Genomic DNA, 19,582 nt, shown 5'->3' with positions numbered 1-19,582 from the left:
GGAAATTCCATGTTCAAATCGGTAAGCGATTAATATCTTTATTACAACCAATCACTACCATTGCTGAACCGCGTTCTAAACGCTTGTAAGGATCGGGATTTATTTGAAATTTGCCATCATGACTCACAGCTAACAAATTTAACCCATAGCGGTTACGCAGTTGGAGTTCTGCAACAGTTTTACCGTGAAATTCATCAGGTACGATGACTTCAACAATACTGTTATCTGGGTCAAGGTCAAATCTATCTAATATAGATGGTTTAGTAAGTGTACGTGCTAAAGCACAACCTGCTTCATATTCAGGAAAGACAACATGATCAGCTCCTACCCGTTTTAACAACTTGTAGTGAACTTCACTAGAAGCCTTGGCTACTACGTGAGGTACACCACATTCTTTCACATTGAGAGTTGTGATAATACTTTCCTGAACATAGTTGCCAATAGCTACAATTACCGTGTCAAATTCATATATTCCTGCTTCTTTAAGCGCAGCCGGCTCAGTAGAGTCTAATTGTAAAGCATGACCAACTATATCTTCAGTCAATGCTGCTGATACGCGTTTTTCATCAATATCTGTTGCTAACACTTGGTAGCCTAATTTATGCAGTGTTGAACAAACAGAACGACCAAAACGACCTAAACCAATTATGGCAAATTGGTGGTTATCTCTACGTAAACTACGAAAAAAACCTAACGATGAAAGATTCACAATGTAATCCTTATGATCAATCCCTGTATTTAGGGCAAAAACCTTAGACTGACTTATTAAAAAGTTTTATTTTTTGCCTGTTCTTTTACATATTATCAGGAGTCAATAGTCATGAGCGATTCTCTTTCTTGTCTCCCTTCTCCCCTTGTCTTTTTCCCCTAAGTCCCTATTCCCTAACTACCCCACGAGTAAATTTTCTTCAGGATAGTGAATTCTGGTAGGTTTGGGATCTCCTAATAGAGATGACATCAGCAATAAAACACCAACTCTACCTACATACATTGTGATAATTAAAATTATTTTGGCTGCTGGGGAAACACTGCTGGTAATGCCAGTAGAAAGTCCTACTGTAGCAAATGCTGATACTACTTCAAACAAAATTTGAATAAATTCTAATTTGGGGTCTGTAAGAGCTATGATAATTGTGGACAAAATCACTGTGGCAACAGAACCAACTAGAACCCCAACAGCTTTTAAGATTAAAGGAATTGCGATTTTACGTTCATATAATAATACTTCTTCTTTACCTTGAAGAATTGCTTTAGTGCAGCTAGTTAATACGCGTAATGTAGTGGTTTTAATACCACCTCCCGTTCCACTAGGACTAGCACCAACAAACATCAGTGCAATAGTAATAAATAGACCTGCCGTTGTCATTTTACCGATATCTATAGAGTTAAAGCCAGCAGTTCGAGTTGTAACTGATTGAAACCATGCTAATAATAAATGGCCGCTAAGACCTTGTAAGCCAAAGGTGTTGGGATTTCTCACTTCTATACAGAAAAATGCAACTGTCCCTAAAGCTAAAAGTATTAATGTTGTACTGGTTGCAACTTTAAAATCTAGAGAAAATACTAAGGTAGCCTTTTTCTTGACCAGGCGATCGCGCAACCAAATATACATTTCTAAAATTACCTGATAGCCAATCCCTCCAAAGATAATTAAAAAGGTAATTGTGAAGACTACTAACCAAGATGATTGGTATTTTATCAAACTATCTGGAAACAAACTAAATCCGGCATTATTCCAAGCACTTATACTATGAAAAATTGCTAACCAAACACCTTGATTCCATCCATAATCAGCAACAAAGGTTGGTATTAATAATACTATTCCTGTAATCTCAAAAATTAGCGTTGTGGCAATAATGGAGCGGATCACTTGCGTGCTACCACTCATCCCTGGACGGTCTAAAGCTTGTTGAATAGCAACTTTCTGGCGTAAATCAAACCTACGTCCAATCAGCAAAATCAGAAAAGTTGTAGTTGTCATGTAGCCCAATCCACCAATTTGAGCCAACATCAAAATAAACAACTGACCCCAGAAGGAAAAATAAGTACCAGTATCTACTACAGCTAAACCAGTAACACAAACTGCGGATGTTGATGTAAATAATGCCACCACAGGATTATTCCATGTACCATCACTGGTAGAAAATGGCATCATTAGTAAGATAGTTCCTACGGCGATGACAGCCAAAAATCCCAAACAAATTGTGCGAGAAACAGTCATAAACAATTAAAAATTCAAAATTCAAAATACCCTACGGGAAGGCGGCCCTACAAAATTGTGTAATCTGGTACTTACTGCTGTATCAAGTAAGACAGGAACTTAATCAATAAATGTTTCCTGAGAGAGTAAAGTTCATCAACCCTCCCAGGAAAGAAAAACTTTCTTATTTAATTAAAAACACACATGGTAGCCTACGAATATGTTTTTTTAAATTCAACTTTGTCTTAACACTGCTTTCTTCATGAGTGCAACACTTTACCAGCGAATCCAGGAATTTTACGATGCGTCCTCTGGTCTGTGGGAACAGATTTGGGGCGAACATATGCACCACGGCTATTACGGTGTGAATGGGACTGAAAAAAAAGACCGTCGTCAAGCGCAAATAGATTTAATCGAAGAACTGCTAAGTTGGGCAGGGGTAGAGACAGCAGAAAACATTTTAGATGTAGGCTGTGGTATAGGTGGTAGTTCTCTCTACTTAGCAGAAAAGTTTCAGGCTCAGGCTACAGGGATTACTTTGAGTCCAGTACAAGCGGCTAGAGCCACGGAACGAGCTAAAGAAAAAGGGTTGAGTGCTAAAAGTAAGTTTCTTGTGGCAAATGCTCAAGCAATGCCTTTTGATGATAATACTTTTGACTTGGTGTGGTCGCTGGAAAGTGGTGAACATATGCCAGATAAAACCAAGTTTATGCAAGAGTGCTACAGGGTGTTAAAACCTGGTGGTAAATTCATTATGGTTACATGGTGTCATCGCCCTACTGATGAATTACCTCTATCAGCAGATGAACAAAAACACTTGCAGGATATTTATCAAGTGTATTGTTTGCCCTATGTAATTTCTTTACCTGAGTATGAAGCGATCGCACGTCAATTACCATTAAACAATATTCGCACTGCTGACTGGTCGCAGGCCGTTGCCCAATTTTGGAACATAGTGATAGATTCCGCCATTACTCCCCAAGCAATATTCGGCTTATTGCGTGCTGGTTGGACTACCATTCAAGGTGCGCTATCCCTGGGTTTGATGCGTCGCGGTTATGAGCGTGGGTTGATTAAGTTTGGGTTACTGTGTGGGAATAAGTAGGTGACAGGTTACAGGTTACAGGTTACAGGTTACAGGTTACAGGTTACAGGTTACAGGTTACAGGTGAAAAATTCTCCCTTGTGTCCACTTGTATCCTTTCTCTCTACTCTCTGCTCCCCAAATTCTGTGACAATGGATGAATAGTTAGCCAGAATATCTACTTATCCCAGCTACTCATGACTCAGAGTTCTCAAAACAGTCCTTCGCAGCGTAAATCATTACCATCCCCTTTGCAGTGGCTTTATGCTTTTTGGAAGTTTTCTCGCCCCCACACAATTATCGGTACAAGTTTAAGTGCATTGGGTTTATACTTAGTCGCTGTGGCAATTAGTTCTACAGGTTTTGCTGTAACTCAAATCATGCCTGTTGTGGGTGCATGGATTGCTTGTTTATGTGGCAACGTTTATATTGTGGGGCTAAATCAACTAGAAGATATTGAGATTGACAAAATTAATAAGCCTCATCTCCCCTTAGCTTCAGGAGAGTTTACCCAGAAACAAGGGCAAATAATCGTGATGCTTATGGGGATTTTAGCCCTGGTTTTAGCATGGTTCAATGGCCCTTATTTATTTGGTATGGTGGTTTTGAGTTTAGCCATTGGTACAGCTTATTCTTTACCGCCGATTCGTTTAAAACAATTTCCATTTTGGGCTGCACTGTGCATTTTTTCTGTGCGGGGGACTATTGTTAACTTAGGGTTGTTCCTGCACTTTAATTGGGTACTACAGAAAACTCCCTCGATTCCTTTGCCAGTATGGGTATTAACATTATTTATTTTGGTGTTTACCTTTGCGATCGCTATTTTTAAAGATATTCCCGATATGGAAGGCGATCGCCTCTACAATATCACTACCTTTACGATTCAATTAGGCTCACAGGCTGTATTTAATTTGGCTCTGTGGGTAATCACAATTTGCTACTTAGGTATGGTGATAGTTGGGGTGTTGCGTGTAGAGTCAATTAACCCAGCATTTTTAGTCATCACCCATTTAGTTGCATTGTGTTGGATGTGGGTGCGGAGTTTAGCCGTAGACTTACAAGATAAAAGCGCGATCGCTCAATTTTATCAATTCATCTGGAAGCTATTTTTCTTAGAATACTTAATGTTCCCCGTTGCTTGTCTTTTAGCTTAAAATTATGTTAGATAATTTGCAAATAAATGATATCTTGGCAATTATTGTAGTTGCTATTGGAATTTTATTACTGATTTATTTTGCTGGTAAAACTTTAATTACCGCCAATTTATTCCAACAAGGCGTTAATCTTTCTCAACAAAAAGATTATCCAGGTGCAGAAGCAGCTTTTCGGAAAGTGATTAATATCAACTCTACTAATGATGTCGTGCGCTTATTCTTGGGTGATGTTTTAAAAGCGCAAGCCAAAATGACAGAAGCGACAGAACTATACCAAGAAGTAATTCAACGTAGTCCGAAAAATCCTGACGCTTATCTACGTTTAGCTAATATTTTGATGCAGCAAAATCAACAGGAAGAAGCCACAATTAATCTCAGAAAATCTCAAGAACTATTCCAAAAACAGCGTCAACCTCAAAAAGCTGCAAAGATTAGTCAAGTTTTAGAAAAAATGAGTGCTAAATCAACTTAGTTGAAACTAATGGCTAATAACTAATAGACCTCTTGCAAAAGTCCGAAAATGAGATGTGTCATTCTGAATGAAATGTAGAATCTTTGAGATGTTTCGCTTTGCTCAACATGACAGCTTCAGCATTTATAGCTTTTCCTAATCACATGAGGTATATCATAGCCCCCTCCTTGCCTGCGGGGAGGGGGTTGGGGGTGGGGTTCTTCTACCTCACTAAAGCGAGAACCGCTATATGCAAGAGGTCTAATGGCTAATGAATAAGACAGGTAAAGTTTATCTTGTAGGTGCAGGGTTAGGTGATGTGGCTTACCTGACGGTAAAAGCTTATCATCTGTTGGCCGTGGCTGAGGTTTTAATCTACGATGCCCTAGTTGATGAACAATTATTAGAGTGTGTACCACCTGATTGCTTAAAGTTGGATGTGGGGAAACGTGGCGGAAAACCTAGCACACCCCAGGGTGAAATTAATCAGTTACTCATCAAGCACTGTCAAGCGGGTAAACAAGTCGTCAGGCTAAAATCAGGTGATCCGTTTATTTTCGGACGGTGTACTTCAGAAATTGAAGCTTTAAAGGCTTTGGGATGTGAATTTGCAGTTATACCAGGAATATCTTCAGCGTTGGCTGCACCTTTGTTAGCGGGGATTCCCTTAACAGATGCTGTTTTAAGTCGTTGTTTTGCAGTGTTGACAGGCCACGAACCAGAAGCTTTAGATTGGGAGGCGTTGTCACGGTTAGACACACTAGTAATCTTGATGGGTGGAAAAAACCTGCGGGAAATTGTACATCAGTTAGTCAGATACGGGAAATCGCAATTAACACCCATAGCTATTATCCGATGGGCAGGAACTCCTAATCAACAGATTTGGGCTGGTCAACTGGGCAATATTATAGAACAAACGGCTGGTTTATCGCTTTCACCAGCAGTCATCGTGATTGGGGAAGTGGTGGGGCTACGTAATTTCCTACAACCTGAGACAATATCTTTAAAGCATTCAACTACCGCTATGTCTCACAACCTACCTTTTACTGGTAAAACTATTTTAGTTACGCGTTCTATTGGACAATCGAGTCAATTTAGCGATCGCCTCACCTCCTTTGGTGCTAAAGTCATCGAAATGCCAGCTTTAGAAGTCGGCCCTCCTTCTAGTTGGGTAGCATTAGATAGGGCAATCAATAATTTATCTGATTTTCACTGGTTAATCCTGACTTCCACCAATGGGGTAGATTATTTCTTTGATAGGTTGAAAGTCCAAGGGAAAGATAGTCGCGCTTTAGCTGGGGTAAAAATTGCTGTAGTTGGGGAGAAAACTGCTCAAAGTCTGCAACAGCAAGGACTCCAACCCGATTTTATCCCCCCCAATTTTGTTGCTGATTCTTTAGTAGAAAACTTTCCTGAAGCACTACAAGGGAAAAAGCTTTTATTTCCTAGGGTGGAAAGCGGTGGTAGAGAAGTTTTAGTTAAGGAACTAACAGCTAAAGGTGCGGAAGTAATTGAAGTTGCTGCTTATCAATCTTGTTGTCCCAGTAGTATCGCACCAGCCGCAGAATTTGCGTTAAAAAATGGCGAGGTAGATGTGATTACCTTTGCTAGTTCTAAAACTGTACAATTTTTCTATCAATTGGTAGACAGTATGTTTACTAGCAATGTTGCTAATGCTTTAAGGGGAGTTTGTATTGCTTCCATTGGCCCTCAAACCTCAAAAACTTGTCATGCTTTTTTAGGACGTGTCGATGTCGAGGCTGAAGAATATACATTGGATGGTTTAAGTCAAGCTTTAATTAAATGGGTAGAGAAGTTTTAAGTCACGCAGAGACGCAGAGGCGCAGAGGAGATGAGGGAAGGGAGAAATTGTCAATAACTAATAACTAATGACAAAGCGCATTATTGGCTTAACCGGGGGTATTGCTACAGGTAAAACTACTGTAGCTAATTATTTGGCGAATGTATATGATTTACCGATTTTGGATGCAGATATCTATGCTAGGGATGCAGTATCTATCGGTTCACCTATTTTAGATGCGATCGCACAGCGTTACGGTCAAGAAATTTTACTCCCCGATGGTAGTCTCAACCGTTCCCAGTTGGGGGAAATTATTTTTTCTCATCCCGCAGAACGTCAATGGATAGATAGTATTATTCACCCTTATGTGCGCGATCGCTTTCTCAAGGCAATTGCTGAATCTTCTGCGTCTACAATAGTATTAGTCATCCCTTTGTTATTTGAAGCTCAGATGACTAATTTGGTGACAGAAATCTGGGTGGTGTTTTGTTCGGAATCAGCGCAATTACAAAGATTAATTGAACGTAATCAATTAACTCCAGAACAGGCAAAAGCCCGAATAAATAGTCAATTATCCCTAGCAGAAAAAGCCTCCCGTGCTGATGTTGTCTTAGATAATTCCGGTAATTTAGCAGATTTACTAAAACAAGTAGATTTAGTCAAAAATAAGGCTGTCTCTTCTCCTACACCTTACACCCCATGAGGTATATAATAGCCCCCTCCTCGCTTGCGGGGAGGGGGTTGGGGGTGGGGTTCTTGTACCTCACGAAAGCAAGAACCGCTATAATCAATTAGTTTTATCCCCTTTGTCTACCTTGTCTCCAATCCCCACTCTCTATACTTTCTCTTGTGCTTGGGGAACAATACCGCTTTTATATAGACCTGCATCAATTTCCCTCAGCAGTTTAAAGTCTTCCTCTGGTAAACCTGGGCTGACAGCAGGCTGTTTTTCTAAAAATGAAAAGGCTTGGCGAAACTGTTGGGGTTCGGCTTTGATTGGTGCATCAAAATGACAGGGAATAATCCACCGAAAGTCCCAACTGGCAACTTTATTAGCCCAGTTGATAGTTTCTCTCGGTGCGCGGTTGAGAATCAATGTCTGTAATATAGGTGCGACAAATAAACGTCCATTTCCTTGCAAAGCATCAAATGAACGTTGCCAATCATGCCGCCACTTAAAGGGAAATAACCCAAAATAAGCTTTATATGACTTTTCTGGGGCTGTAAAGGCATCTCGTAATACACCACCCCAAGAGGGTACTTCTAACGCGCTTGGGCGAAAATACAAAGCAAATAGGGTGATGCGATGCCATCCTTTGCGGCGGTTGGCTTGATTATCGACAACTATATCTGCGGCTTGATCTTTGGCGTGAAATAGTAAGGCGTATGGATCTAACTGGATAATTGCTGGGGGATTTTCCGGGACAGAAATGATTGAATCTGTTACTAATAGAGTATGCGATCGCTTATGTAAAAATGCCACTTCTGCAAATTTACCAGAGCCAAGGTCAATTGTATCTAATATCGCATAGTCGAACTGGTCAGCAAAGGGAGTTTGGCTACTATCTGCTGGCAGTATATAAGTGCGTTTAGGAGGTAAACCTAGCCAACTCAGGGGTAAATTTAGGGGAAAACTCCATTGATTCGGAGCAACAAACACCTGTGCATGGGGAAAGCATCTGGCAAAGGGGCCAACGAAGACTTTATGTTCTAAACCGGAAATAGTCGGCAGAATGATATATTTGACATCTCCGTGTTCTGCCACTAGTTCATTGACTAGCCTGATACATTCGGGAGTTGGGGCGACGGGTGCATATACAAAAAGTCCCCCTTCATCTAGTTTGACAACCGTCATCCGAATGGGGACGATAACGTAGAAAATGCCCTGCATCTGGTCAAAAGTCCAGATTGTGTCTTTAATAATTTCTTGACGCAGTGTTCGCCGCTTACTGTATGGATAGAGTGGCAAAGTGAACCAGAAAGACCAAGTAAAGTCTTTTGGATTTATCTGTTCTAAGATATTTGCAAGTTCATCATCACTCACTCCGCGACTCCCTCCCAGTTCCTAAAACTCCAACTCTTAGTATATGTGCTTTGGGAAAACAAACGGCCTGTCTACGCTTGTGTATTACATGAAGCTGGAAGCGACAGTAGCCCCACGTCTTACCCGAAGATTTCCTCAAGGAGTTTTCCCCAGTGTATTGCTAAACCTGAATTATCAGGTTTTAGAAAATATATGGGTTTATTTGATTTATACTTTTAAGTTCGTCTAATTATGGAGAAATATTAAAGTTGTATGTCTAGCCTGAGTTCTGACATGGTTCGCGTATATTTGCAAGAAATTGGTCAGTTTCCATTATTAACATCAGACCAAGAAATAACTTATGGCAGGCAAGTACAACAAATGATTGCCATTGAGCAGCAGAAACAGCAGCTCAGTCAAGAATTGGATCGAGAACCAACGGTAGCAGAATTAGCGAATCTTGTCAATAAAAGCGAAACTGAAGTAAATCAAATACTTCAGATTGGTCAACGAGCCAAGCAAAAGATGATCACAGCCAATCTGCGGCTAGTGGTTTCGGTTGCTAAAAAATACCAGCGTCGCAATCTGGAGTTTCTGGATTTGGTTCAAGAAGGAGCAATAGGTTTACAAAGAGGGATCGAAAAGTTTGATCCCAACCGAGGCTATAAGTTATCAACATACGCATACTGGTGGATTAGTCAAGCAATCACCAGGGCGATCGCTGAAAAATCACGCACGGTGAGGCTACCGATTCATGTTAACGAGAAATTAAATCAAATTAAAAAAGTACAGCGAGAATTGTTTCAATCACTGGGTCGCCGTGCTACTGTTGCAGAAATTGCTCAGAAATTGGACTTAGAAGCTAGCCAAATTCGAGAATATCTGCGTGCTGCTAGTGGGACAATTTCTCTAGATTTAAAAGTGGGGGATAACCAAGATACAGAACTGAGTGAACTTCTAGCGGATGAGGGTATATCACCAAATGACCAGATCACCCAAGAAATGTTGCGCCAGGACTTAAGTGATTTATTAGCATCACTCAAACCCGTGCAGCGCGAAGTATTAATTTTACGTTTTGGATTGTTGGATAATCAAGAACGAAGTTTAGCTCAGATTGGTGAGAAGCTAAATGTCAGTCGAGAGCGAGTTCGTCAAATTCAGCAACAAGCAATGACTGCTCTACGTCGTCAACAACCATCCATTGAGCAGTATCTTTCTTCCTGAAAGAGATGTGATTAGCTCACCCCATTAGGGGTGAGAACGTTCCCGGTAACGTCAACTAAACTTGTCCAAGTGATTTGAAACCATAAACTTACTACTCCCGTAAACTTATGGTTAAAGTCACACACAGACATTTAGACTGATTTATAAAAAATGGCGATCGCCTATCCAAATAATTCAAAGCTATTCATCTATATGTATAAATTAAAACTTATTTCTTAGTTACTATCTTCACATTAAAACTACGTATTTATCAGATTTTCAGCCTTTTTATGGGTCGCAAATGGTTTAGGATCACTATAGCAATCCTATCTTTATCTAGCTTTTGGGTAATGACTATCGGAGAAGGCACTTGTAGTCACTGCCTGTATTGCTATGTTGCTACCGCAAAGATTGCCACATCACGACAAATTACAGAGCTGTTACAGATACGGTGATGATATGAACTTATTACCTACAACTACCCCAGAAACATTTAGCCTGTTAAGTATTGGTCAACGAGGAGTAGGCAAAACAGTTTTTCTAGCTGGTAGCTACGCAGAATTACATCCTGATAATCACGCAGACAATTCTCAGCAGTTGTGGTTCGATTGTCAAGATAACGATGTACAAGCAAACCTGGAAAAGATTAAAAACCATGTTGCTCGCACCAATCTATATCCACCCGCCACCATAAAAATCACTAATTTTAACTTTAGTTTGAAAACTCAAAGTCCAGAGGGTGTAAAAACAGTGTGTCATTTTCGCTGGTGGGATGTTCCTGGGGAGTCCTGTAATATTAATAATCCTGAATTTCAAGAAATGATACTTACTTCTAATGGTTGCTGTGTATTTATTAATGCCAATTCTCTGATACAGGATCAAGATTATCTACGGTCAATTGAGGACATTTACAATCAAGTAGCCGCGATCGCCTCTGTGGTCTACAAGTATAATATAAAATATGCTTTTGCACTAATTTTAACTAAGTGCGACTTGCTGGAACTCAATCCAGCCACCCAGCTAAAAATTGAGCAAAACCTGCAACCACTGATTACTTACCTTGATACTGTGAAAGCCACGCATCAAATATTCTATTCAGCTATACCTATTGTTTCTATAAAAGGTGTTTCTCGTCTCATGGCTAAAGGTGCGGCGACTCCACTCCTCTGGCTATTATCACATCTCCATCATGCTGACAATGTTTCATCACAACCAGATGTAGCGAGTAACTCAACCCAGAGCTTATCCACTGCTGAGATATTACCAGCAAAAAACCACAGGTCTATTTTAATCATGTCTTTAGTTGGTGTAACTTTACTTGGGGCGATCGCGTCACTTTTCTTTGCCTTCAATCGATTGACACTTGTTCCCCAACAAATGCCGACAACAGAAGCATCACCAAACACTCCTCCACAAAATTGAAGTCGCCAACTCATACTCCAGAGGCTTTTCTAGATTAGTATGGACTCTTTGCGCCTAGGTCAACTTGTACATACCAGCTTTCCTGTCGTGGGATTTAAAACCGTGGTGAGTAGAGAGATTCCCACGGAAATTAAGCAAGCCTTCATCGAACAGGTAGTTTATCAGTATTGGGATTCCTATAATCCTCCCAGTGCTGGTTATCGAGCGGCTTATCTATATCAGCTAACCTCAGAGCAGAGCTTGTTTGGTTGGTTATATAACGATGGACTAGATGATTTTGGCCGCAGTGATGTTCCCTACTTTGTTTGTTATTATTTAGCAGGTCAACTACAGCCTTCACAACTCGAAAATATTTTTATTTGCTTATGCACCGGGCCAGTCAGGCTCATGGATAGGCAAAATCTTCCTGTTTCTTTAGAAAACTTGGTCATCCCCGACTTGTGGAGTTATCAACCTGCCTGTACTGGGGTAAAGATTCCTAGAGATATGATTGAGCAAAGCCAGATTGCCCTTCATCAGGGAGAATTAATCAATTTGTTTGTTTTTGCGGTTGAGGAAAAAATACAAGATAATTCAATTGCTGATCGGAATTTATTTTATACTACCAGACAGAAAACAACACCTTCAGGAATGCAGGGTGTCGTCTATGCTCATGAAACTACTCATAACACGATTATCCAGAATGACTTGCCATTAGTAATGCCCTCAGCAGAAGATTATCAACAGATACTCCTAGCTAGAACTAACGTAAAAGATCGTCACAAAGCAGCTGCTAACTTCTCTGGTAAATCGGCTTTGATACTAGGAATCATAGCCAGCAATGTTTTCCTACTCACATTAATACTTATCGGTTACTACTTTCTTAAAGTCGCACCATTTGCTGGTGATGTCCCAAAAGTTCCCAATTCTATTCCGACAAGAAATCCTCTTTTTACTCCCAAAAATATTACTCCGACCAAAACTTTAACTGGTCATTCAGATTCTGTATGGTCTGTTGCACTCAGCAAAAATGGGCAGACTTTAGTTAGTGCTAGTGCAGATAAAACTATTAATGTTTGGAATTTAAATACTAAAGAGATTATATTCACACTTATAGGACATAACGATACGGTCAGGGCGATCGCTCTCAGCACAGATGGGCAAACTCTTGCTAGTGGGAGTGGAGATCAGACGATAAAGATTTGGAATTTTCAAACCTTTGAACTGATGAGGACAATCAATACCAATTCCGGTGCTGTTTGGTCAGTTGCTATCAGTCATGATGGACAGATCCTCGTCAGTGGCAATGAAGATGGTAGCATCAAAATTTGGAACTTATATACAGACAAGCTGCTGCATACAATTCATGGACATGAGGGTCGGGTTTTCTCTGTAGCGATCAGTCCTGATGGGAAGACTTTTGCGACTGGAGGACTTGATAAAACCATCAAGGTTTGGGATTTGCATACAGGGAAACTCATCTGTGCGATCGCACAACACAAAGACGCGGTGCGATCGGTGATCTTTAGCCGGGACGGTAAAACACTCGCCAGTGCTAGTTGGGATAAGACAATTAAAATTTGGAATTGGCGAAAAACCGAACTCCTGCATACCCTAGTCGGTCATACTTCACGGGTTGTGACTCTGAGTTTGGGTAGTGATCCACAAACCTTAGTTAGTGGAAGTCTTGACAATAAAATCAAAATTTGGGATTGGCACACCGGCGAATTGCTCCGTACCCTTTCTGGACATTCTGACTGGATTTTAGCGATCGCCACCAGCCCTCTTAAGCAAATCCTAGTGAGTAGCAGTAAAGACAAAACAATCAAAATTTGGCAGCCGCAAATCAATAATAAATAGTTAGCAACTTAATTCTTTCTCTCAAAGCGCAGAGATAAAGCATATGGTCAAAATGCTGGTTGTTAGCATCTCCTAGCCAATCCTAGGACAAAGTTGATGATTATTCTGAGTTAGAGATTTTTCGTATGCAGACTCAATGGTGTTAAGTAATTCTACAATATCATAGGGTTTACTCACAAAATAAGAAGTACCCACAGATGAGGTTAATTCCTCTATATGTCTATGGGCTGTAACTAACACAGTTACCAAATTAATTCCTGTTAACATGAGATGTTGACACACTTCAGTTCCTGTTAACTCAGGCATTCTGTAATCTAAAATAAGTAAATCGGGTTTCTCTTGCAGCACTTTTTCTACAGCTTCTTTGCCATCGCGCGCTTCTATAACTTCCCAGTTCTCTTGTTCAAGTAAAAAACCTAGCAGAGTTCGGCTATCATCGTCATCATCAGCAATCAGCACTTTGCGCCCACTTAAATTCTTAGATTGCATCACCTTTTTTCCTCTCTTGGTATAGTAAAAGTACAAGGAGCAATATCTAATTGAGAAATATTGAATACTGGAATTGGTTTAAAAGCCACTTCTACCAATTCAGAATTCGGTATCTTATTTACTTCTACTGCTACTGTACCGCCTTGATTTGCAATCTCAAAAGCTTGCAGAAAATAGCGCAATAGTTTCCGTAGAAGATTGTTTAAATCAGCCACTACTATAATTGGCTCTGTCAAGCACAAAACAACTTCAACCTTACGAATTGTGGCCTCAGTCGATAGCAAATCAACTAAATTACAGATGACATCGGTGAGTGACAAAGGTTTAGGTACATCACGTTCCAAAGATGCTAAGTTGCGCCAAAATGTAGCACGGCGGCGAAATAATTGAATTGATTTTTCAGCCTGCTGAAGCAATTGCATTGCATAATCTATACGATTAGCGACTACCATTCGAGATACAATTTCTAGTTGTAAGCGAGTTGCTTGATGCGCTTGGATAATGTCCTGACGCAGATTTTCTAATGGTTGATAGTCATCGGCATGAGATTCTAGGACATGACGAACATCTTTTTCGAGGTTGGCTACCAAAAATTCTGCTTCAATACCTTGGGAAGCACAAATTAGTATCTCTTTAAGCCGTTGTCTTACATCTGGACTACGTGCAGAAATACTTAAGACTCCGACAATTTCCCCTTGATCATTACGCAGAGGCGTTCCCTGACAACTAAAAGGATGAAACCCCTCAATAAAATGTTCTGCTGCCACAATTTCTGTATAATTTTCTTCCGCTAGTGGTGTACCGATACCATTAGCACCAGCTACTGCTTCTGACAGCAGAGTTCCGGGTACAGGAAATCCTTCTGTCCCATGTATCGTTTGCTCATCGCCAACTACATCTAATAAGATGGCATGATGATTGCTTAACATTACCGCATGACGTTCTCTGCCAACCGCTTGTGATAATATGCGGAAATAAGGACGAGCCGCATTAATTAAATAGGTATTTGACTCTACTAAACGTTCCGTATCCAAGACTGAAAGTTTTTCTGCTTGTAAAGCGTGAGGGTTAGCTCCTTGAAGATGTGATCTTTCCCAAGCACGATAAACCTCTACACGCAATAAATCAATAGGTATTTTGCCTATGCTTCTATATATACGCCCTGCTTCTAATACATCTGTTACTTGAAAAGACATGGCTTAATATCTGTACATATTTGCAGTTAATGATCGGGTTTAATTTGGTATCTTAAAAGAATATGATCAAGAATATATAGATAGTAGCACTTAAAACTACAGTAAAAATACTTACTTAAACGTTAAATTCCTGATATCTTTTAAGTATAAACCCAGGGAGTGGCAAATTTTGTTTAGATTCGCTTTTTGCGCCTATCTGACTGGAAAAAGCTGGCGGATTTGGAGAAGAAATTTTTCATTATAGCTACTTACTGAAATAGCTAAGACCTCTTGCAAAAGTCCGAAAATGAGATGTGTCATTCTGAATGAAATGTAGAATCGTTGAGATGTTTCGCTTTGCTCAACATGACAGATTAAGCATTTATGCAAGAGTTATTTAGCACAGATTTTTAAAATCAAAAATTAAATAATTATATGCAAAATTAATTTTTTTGTGTTATCCTGTATACAGGGATTATCAATAAGTATTGTCATCTAATTAACTCCTCCCAATAAAGGAGTTAATTGTTATTAAATGCCACAAAGATTGAGTAGAATTTTAAGCTTTGGTAGGTCTTATACTGAAATAATTAATAGCCCAGGGTATTTATATCTGAATTTTTAAATTAGAACTCATTGTTGAATTTAATCTTTCCCCTATTCTGACTAGCTTTTTCGCTAGAAGATTAGGGGATTTTCTTATTCAATTTTATTTTCCAATATATAATTACATAATCGATCATAAGGCATAAAAAAATAACCAATAATTAACTTAGGACTTACACAACTGGCATATTTTTTCTGTAGGGTGCGTGACGCTGCGAGAATATTTGAACGTAGTTATGAGACTTATAGCGTCACGCACCAACCACCAATTGTGACTCTTGCGTAAGTCCTGTAACTAAAAGAATATCTGCTTTTTTCTTTTCATCTTCAGATAAATCTTGGTTTAAGACTATCTAGATAATCAGATAAAAGCAGATAAACATGAGAATTACCAAATTAACAATGCTGATGTTATGGTATCTGTTTAAGAATTAAGCAGGCATTGCGGCGGACTGAGTAAGACCTACAGCTTCTGCATATTTCAAGTAGGTTTCAACAGACGCAATCACGATGCGAGCTTCGATAGCTAGTAATTCAATCCCAACCAAAGAAACACGTACCCAAGCATCTACAACGATACCTTTGTCTAAGATACGGTCAATAACTTCTGCCAAGCTTGAAGAAGAATTAGTTTTTTCGACTGCCATTTTTTTGTACTTGAACTCATTGTTGATTTTGAGTAGTTGCTAGACATCTGTCTTTGCTCACCACTGAATTTATATTAAACATACGTTTTCAGTATGTAAATAGTTTGACAGAAGAAAAATTGCTAAACCAAGGGAAACCTTTGGATAATGTAAGCAAAAAATAGAAGTTAATTGTTTGAATTGTATGTATTTAATAGCTTTATTGTTTTTAATCTAAGTTTTTATGTTGCTTTATGTTTGTTTTGTAATTTATAGTGTAATTCTTTTTATTTAAACAGTTTTGGAATGTATTTAAACTCCAAATATGGATTGAAACTGTTTGAACCCAAAATCACCCATTTTAAAACCGTGGGAGTATCTCAAAGGCTAGTATTATCCTCGAAGTAACTCTGACTTTTCAGGTTATGTGGAAAAGCTAACGCGAAACCTAACCCCCTAACCCCCTTCCCTACTAGGGAAGGGGGAAAAGTTAATGTCTATAACCATTTATGCTGTGCCTGGTGCGATCGCTTAAACTCTAATTAAACCGCAATAGATGGTTCTTTACGTGGTGGAGTTACTGTTTTTTTAACAATGGGGCATCGGTTTCTACTGTGACGCTTTTTCCCTGTTTGCCAACCAGGGGACTTTCCGCGAGGTTTGGGTGAGCTTGTGGGAGTACCAATCACCGCAAAAACTCCTCCCATAGCTTGAGCAACTCGCCCAGGGGTCAATTTATCGGAGCGCAATTTCACCAGAATATCTGCGGGAATACTCGCAGTTTTTAACACAAATTTACAAAACCATAAAATTTTATGAATTTAAAACATATATCACAATTCAGAATTTGCTTTCTAGGCGAATCATTTGTTAATGGGACAGGTGATCCAGAATGCTTGGGTTGGACAGGTAGAATATGTGTAAATGCTAACAAAAAAGGTCATGATATCACCTACTATAATTTAGGCGTAAGGAGGGAAACGAGTACAGAACTGAGACATCGTTGGCTCAGAGAAGTTTCGTATCGTTTACCCAAAGAATACGATGGTAGGGTAGTATTTTCCCTTGGAGCAAACGACACAACTATCGAAAATGGTAAACCTCGTGTTGATATCACAGAATCATTGGAAAATATCCATAGTATTTTGAGTGAAGCTCAACAGTTATATCCTGTTTTAATGATTAGCACTGCACCATGTGGCGATGAGAAACAAAATCAAAGAATTGCTAATTTATCTGAAGAATTTGCAGTAATTTGTTATGAATTAAATGTCCCTTATCTGAACGTTTTTTCCATATTGAATAAGTCCAATATTTGGTTAGAAGAAGCCAGAAATTATGATGGCGCACATCCCAGAGCCGCAGGTTATAGAGAATTTGCCCAAATTGTTGACAATTGGGATGCGTGGATAAATTGGTTTAGATAAAAATTGCCTATACTAGATGCAGCGACACTCATTTAGGCAAAAATTATGACACAAATTACTTTAGCTGAAGCATCTCAACATTTGTCAGACTTAATTGATGCAGCACTTGAGGGGGAGGAAATTATCATCATTAAAGATAATCAACCTGTTGTAAAATTAACTCCTGTATTGCCAGTTAAACGCCGCCTTAAATTTGGTAGTGCTAAGGGAATAGTTACAATATCTGATGATTTTGATGAACCACTAGAAGATTTTAAGGAGTATATGGAATGAGACAACTACTGGACACCCATACGTTTATTTGGTTTATTATGGGTGATCCTCGAATAACTGGTAATGTGCGATCGCAAATTGAAAGGAATGAAAATGTCTTAAGCATTATCAGTGTTTGGGAAATCGCAATCAAACACAGTATTGGTAAACTCAACTTAAATTCGAGTTTTGCTGATTTTGTCGAACAGCAAATAACTATGACTAATATTCAATTAATTACCATCAAAATTGATCATGTTTTAGCTGTTTCCCAACTACCTTTACATCATCGTGACCCCTTTGACAGAATGTTGATTGCACAAGCTATAGCAGAAAATATACCTATTCTCAGTGCAGATGCAATTTTTGATACCTATCCTGTACAACGTTTATGGTAGAACTTTTTAAATTCTACCGAAAGATAAATAAACATTAGACCCCAAAAAAACTTAGCATTAATTTTAATAAATATTAACTTAACCAGGGATAAATTTGTGGCTTATTATATTGCTCCGCGCTTTTTAGACAAACTTGCTGTTCACATCACCAAGAACTTCTTGAATATTCCTGGTATTAGAGTCCCTTTAATTTTAGGAATTCATGGACGCAAGGGCGAAGGAAAAACCTTTCAATGTGAGTTAGCTTTTGAAAAGATGGGTATAGAAGTCACACTCATCTCTGGCGGTGAATTAGAAAGTCCAGACGCGGGAGATCCAGCACGGTTAATCCGCCTACGCTATCGGGAAACAGCAGAACTGATTAAAGTACGCGGTAAAATGTGCGTACTGATGATTAATGATTTAGATGCAGGTGCAGGACGCTTTGACGAAGGGACTCAATACACTGTAAATACTCAGTTGGTGAATGCCACACTAATGAATATTGCTGATAATCCTACAGATGTGCAGTTACCTGGAAGCTATGACTCGAACCCGATAAGACGCGTCCCCATTATTGTTACAGGGAATGATTTTTCCACACTCTATGCGCCATTAATTCGGGATGGACGGATGGAGAAGTTTTATTGGGATCCTAACCGTGATGACAAAGTGGGGATTGTTGGCGGGATTTTTGCTGAAGATGGAATCTCACCCAGGGAAATTGAACAACTAGTTGATACGTTTCCTAATCAATCTATTGATTTCTATAGTGCATTGCGATCGCGCATTTACGACGAACAAATCCGCCAATTTATCCATCAAGTAGGGTATGAGGGTATATCTTCACGTGTCGTGAATAGCTTAGAAGGTCCACCAGCATTTAAAAAGCCCAATTTTAACCTCTCTCACTTAATCGAGTCTGGGAAATTCATCGTGGGTGAACAACAACGAGTAGAAACTTCCCAGTTAGTGGATGAATACAATCGTCTGAATAGAGGTAGAAGCTATCAACCCGCACCATTACCTGAAGTAACACCAAAAATTCAGCCTTCAACTAATGGTTCACCAACGCACCATAGTGTTAGTAGCCACTTAAGTTTAGAGACACAAGAACAAATCCGGCAAATTTTATCTCAAGGTCATCAAATTAATTTTGAACACGTAGATGAACGCCGCTTCCGCATAGGTTCTTGGCAGAGTTGCGGTACTATTCACATTGATGCTGAATCTGACGCTATATCCGCTTTAGAAGCTTGTTTAGCTGAATATAGCGGTGAGTACGTGCGTTTGGTTGGAATTGACCCTAAAGCGAAGCGGCGAGTCGTCGAGACCATTATTCAACGACCCAATGGGAAAAATTAGGTGATAGGTGACAGGTGATAGGTGACAGGTGACAGGTGACAGGTGACAGGGGACAGGTGACAGGGGACAGGTGACAGGTGACAGGTGA

At 39.5% G+C, this 19,582-nt stretch carries 19 protein-coding genes; 12 read left to right on the top strand and 7 right to left on the bottom strand.

The features are described from left to right. Positions 1–13 precede the first annotated feature (13 nt). Together L6494_RS15125 and L6494_RS15120 are read right to left on the bottom strand one after the other, a co-directional pair. Complete coding sequence (locus L6494_RS15125) at positions 14–709, bottom strand: potassium channel family protein (protein ID WP_190707031.1); 696 nt, start codon at positions 707–709, stop codon at positions 14–16. A gap of 177 nt (positions 710–886) precedes the next feature. Beyond that, on the bottom strand, positions 887–2,221 hold the full coding sequence (locus tag L6494_RS15120; RefSeq protein WP_237988530.1) for a TrkH family potassium uptake protein: 1,335 nt from the start codon (positions 2,219–2,221) through the stop codon (positions 887–889). A gap of 241 nt (positions 2,222–2,462) precedes the next feature. On the opposite strand from L6494_RS15120, the gene L6494_RS15115 reads away from it, so the two are divergent. The 5 genes from L6494_RS15115 to coaE all read left to right on the top strand — a co-directional run bounded on the left by L6494_RS15115 (position 2,463) and on the right by coaE (position 7,393). Beyond that, positions 2,463–3,305: a methyltransferase domain-containing protein gene (locus L6494_RS15115; protein ID WP_237988529.1), complete on the top strand. Its 843-nt coding sequence runs from the start codon at positions 2,463–2,465 to the stop codon at positions 3,303–3,305. Positions 3,306–3,481: 176 nt separating this feature from the next. After that, positions 3,482–4,438, top strand: a complete 957-nt coding sequence (locus L6494_RS15110) for a homogentisate phytyltransferase (protein ID WP_237988528.1) — start codon at positions 3,482–3,484, stop codon at positions 4,436–4,438. Between the two features lie 4 nt (positions 4,439–4,442). Further along, positions 4,443–4,910 (top strand): tetratricopeptide repeat protein, encoded by a 468-nt coding sequence (locus L6494_RS15105; protein WP_237988527.1) that lies wholly within the window; start codon positions 4,443–4,445, stop codon positions 4,908–4,910. A gap of 250 nt (positions 4,911–5,160) precedes the next feature. Next, positions 5,161–6,711 (top strand): uroporphyrinogen-III C-methyltransferase, encoded by a 1,551-nt coding sequence (gene cobA, locus L6494_RS15100; protein ID WP_237988526.1) that lies wholly within the window; start codon positions 5,161–5,163, stop codon positions 6,709–6,711. 67 nt (positions 6,712–6,778) lie between these two features. After that, positions 6,779–7,393: a dephospho-CoA kinase gene (gene coaE / locus L6494_RS15095; protein WP_237988525.1), complete on the top strand. Its 615-nt coding sequence runs from the start codon at positions 6,779–6,781 to the stop codon at positions 7,391–7,393. A 132-nt stretch (positions 7,394–7,525) separates the two neighbouring features. On the opposite strand, the gene L6494_RS15090 is transcribed toward coaE, so the two are convergent. Further along, complete coding sequence (locus tag L6494_RS15090) at positions 7,526–8,734, bottom strand: DUF4336 domain-containing protein (RefSeq protein WP_237988524.1); 1,209 nt, start codon at positions 8,732–8,734, stop codon at positions 7,526–7,528. Between the two features lie 252 nt (positions 8,735–8,986). On the opposite strand from L6494_RS15090, the gene L6494_RS15085 reads away from it, so the two are divergent. From L6494_RS15085 to L6494_RS15075, 3 genes are all read left to right on the top strand, one after another. Further along, positions 8,987–9,937, top strand: a complete 951-nt coding sequence (locus tag L6494_RS15085) for an RpoD/SigA family RNA polymerase sigma factor (RefSeq protein WP_237988523.1) — start codon at positions 8,987–8,989, stop codon at positions 9,935–9,937. Between the two features lie 438 nt (positions 9,938–10,375). After that, positions 10,376–11,338: a hypothetical protein gene (locus L6494_RS15080; RefSeq protein ID WP_237988522.1), complete on the top strand. Its 963-nt coding sequence runs from the start codon at positions 10,376–10,378 to the stop codon at positions 11,336–11,338. 39 nt (positions 11,339–11,377) lie between these two features. Next, entirely contained in the window at positions 11,378–13,177 is a 1,800-nt protein-coding gene (locus L6494_RS15075; RefSeq protein ID WP_237988521.1) for a WD40 repeat domain-containing protein, read from the top strand. A gap of 72 nt (positions 13,178–13,249) precedes the next feature. Here L6494_RS15075 and L6494_RS15070 read toward each other — a convergent pair whose 3' ends face one another. From L6494_RS15070 to L6494_RS15055, 4 genes are all read right to left on the bottom strand, one after another. Next, on the bottom strand, positions 13,250–13,666 hold the full coding sequence (locus L6494_RS15070; protein WP_237988520.1) for a response regulator: 417 nt from the start codon (positions 13,664–13,666) through the stop codon (positions 13,250–13,252). Next, positions 13,666–14,862 (bottom strand): GAF domain-containing protein, encoded by a 1,197-nt coding sequence (locus tag L6494_RS15065; protein ID WP_237988519.1) that lies wholly within the window; start codon positions 14,860–14,862, stop codon positions 13,666–13,668. Before L6494_RS15065 ends, L6494_RS15070 begins: the two co-directional genes overlap by 1 nt. A gap of 1,016 nt (positions 14,863–15,878) precedes the next feature. Further along, the gene (gene gvpA, locus L6494_RS15060) at positions 15,879–16,094 is read right to left on the bottom strand and encodes a gas vesicle structural protein GvpA (RefSeq protein ID WP_010996411.1); all 216 of its coding nucleotides are present in this window, start codon (positions 16,092–16,094) and stop codon (positions 15,879–15,881) included. A 521-nt stretch (positions 16,095–16,615) separates the two neighbouring features. After that, positions 16,616–16,864 carry a hypothetical protein gene (locus tag L6494_RS15055; protein WP_237988518.1) on the bottom strand — a complete coding sequence of 83 codons (249 nt, stop codon included), beginning with the start codon at positions 16,862–16,864 and terminating at the stop codon, positions 16,616–16,618. A gap of 24 nt (positions 16,865–16,888) precedes the next feature. On the opposite strand from L6494_RS15055, the gene L6494_RS15050 reads away from it, so the two are divergent. From L6494_RS15050 to L6494_RS15035, 4 genes are all read left to right on the top strand, one after another. Further along, positions 16,889–17,500, top strand: a complete 612-nt coding sequence (locus tag L6494_RS15050; RefSeq protein ID WP_237988517.1) for a GDSL-type esterase/lipase family protein — start codon at positions 16,889–16,891, stop codon at positions 17,498–17,500. A gap of 45 nt (positions 17,501–17,545) precedes the next feature. Then, the gene (locus tag L6494_RS15045; RefSeq protein WP_237988516.1) at positions 17,546–17,773 is read left to right on the top strand and encodes a type II toxin-antitoxin system Phd/YefM family antitoxin; all 228 of its coding nucleotides are present in this window, start codon (positions 17,546–17,548) and stop codon (positions 17,771–17,773) included. Next, complete coding sequence (locus L6494_RS15040; RefSeq protein WP_237988515.1) at positions 17,770–18,150, top strand: type II toxin-antitoxin system VapC family toxin; 381 nt, start codon at positions 17,770–17,772, stop codon at positions 18,148–18,150. Before L6494_RS15045 ends, L6494_RS15040 begins: the two co-directional genes overlap by 4 nt. Positions 18,151–18,246: 96 nt before the next feature. Continuing rightward, a complete protein-coding gene (locus L6494_RS15035; RefSeq protein ID WP_237988514.1) occupies positions 18,247–19,494 on the top strand; it encodes a ribulose bisphosphate carboxylase small subunit in 1,248 nt (415 codons plus the stop codon). The last annotated feature ends 88 nt before the right edge of the window (positions 19,495–19,582 follow it).

Origin of the sequence: Nostoc sp. UHCC 0870 (genome assembly GCF_022063185.1) — a bacterium.
In the GTDB taxonomy this organism is placed as follows: domain Bacteria; phylum Cyanobacteriota; class Cyanobacteriia; order Cyanobacteriales; family Nostocaceae; genus Trichormus.
Note: the sequence above shows the minus strand (reverse complement) of the source record. Positions and strands in the feature narration are given on the sequence as shown.

What these genes read in the sequence shown, in the direction of transcription:
- L6494_RS15070 (WP_237988520.1), bottom strand. Translation starts at nt 13,666, where the DNA reads ATGCAATCTAAGAATTTAAGTGGGCGCAAAGTGCTGATTGCTGATGAT.
- L6494_RS15045 (WP_237988516.1), top strand. Translation starts at nt 17,546, where the DNA reads ATGACACAAATTACTTTAGCTGAAGCATCTCAACATTTGTCAGACTTA.
- L6494_RS15120 (WP_237988530.1), bottom strand. Translation starts at nt 2,221, where the DNA reads ATGACTGTTTCTCGCACAATTTGTTTGGGATTTTTGGCTGTCATCGCC.
- coaE (WP_237988525.1), top strand. Translation starts at nt 6,779, where the DNA reads ATGACAAAGCGCATTATTGGCTTAACCGGGGGTATTGCTACAGGTAAA.
- L6494_RS15110 (WP_237988528.1), top strand. Translation starts at nt 3,482, where the DNA reads ATGACTCAGAGTTCTCAAAACAGTCCTTCGCAGCGTAAATCATTACCA.
- gvpA (WP_010996411.1), bottom strand. Translation starts at nt 16,094, where the DNA reads ATGGCAGTCGAAAAAACTAATTCTTCTTCAAGCTTGGCAGAAGTTATT.
- L6494_RS15115 (WP_237988529.1), top strand. Translation starts at nt 2,463, where the DNA reads ATGAGTGCAACACTTTACCAGCGAATCCAGGAATTTTACGATGCGTCC.
- L6494_RS15065 (WP_237988519.1), bottom strand. Translation starts at nt 14,862, where the DNA reads ATGTCTTTTCAAGTAACAGATGTATTAGAAGCAGGGCGTATATATAGA.
- cobA (WP_237988526.1), top strand. Translation starts at nt 5,161, where the DNA reads ATGAATAAGACAGGTAAAGTTTATCTTGTAGGTGCAGGGTTAGGTGAT.
- L6494_RS15080 (WP_237988522.1), top strand. Translation starts at nt 10,376, where the DNA reads ATGAACTTATTACCTACAACTACCCCAGAAACATTTAGCCTGTTAAGT.
- L6494_RS15085 (WP_237988523.1), top strand. Translation starts at nt 8,987, where the DNA reads ATGTCTAGCCTGAGTTCTGACATGGTTCGCGTATATTTGCAAGAAATT.
- L6494_RS15075 (WP_237988521.1), top strand. Translation starts at nt 11,378, where the DNA reads ATGGACTCTTTGCGCCTAGGTCAACTTGTACATACCAGCTTTCCTGTC.
- L6494_RS15050 (WP_237988517.1), top strand. Translation starts at nt 16,889, where the DNA reads ATGAATTTAAAACATATATCACAATTCAGAATTTGCTTTCTAGGCGAA.
- L6494_RS15040 (WP_237988515.1), top strand. Translation starts at nt 17,770, where the DNA reads ATGAGACAACTACTGGACACCCATACGTTTATTTGGTTTATTATGGGT.
- L6494_RS15105 (WP_237988527.1), top strand. Translation starts at nt 4,443, where the DNA reads ATGTTAGATAATTTGCAAATAAATGATATCTTGGCAATTATTGTAGTT.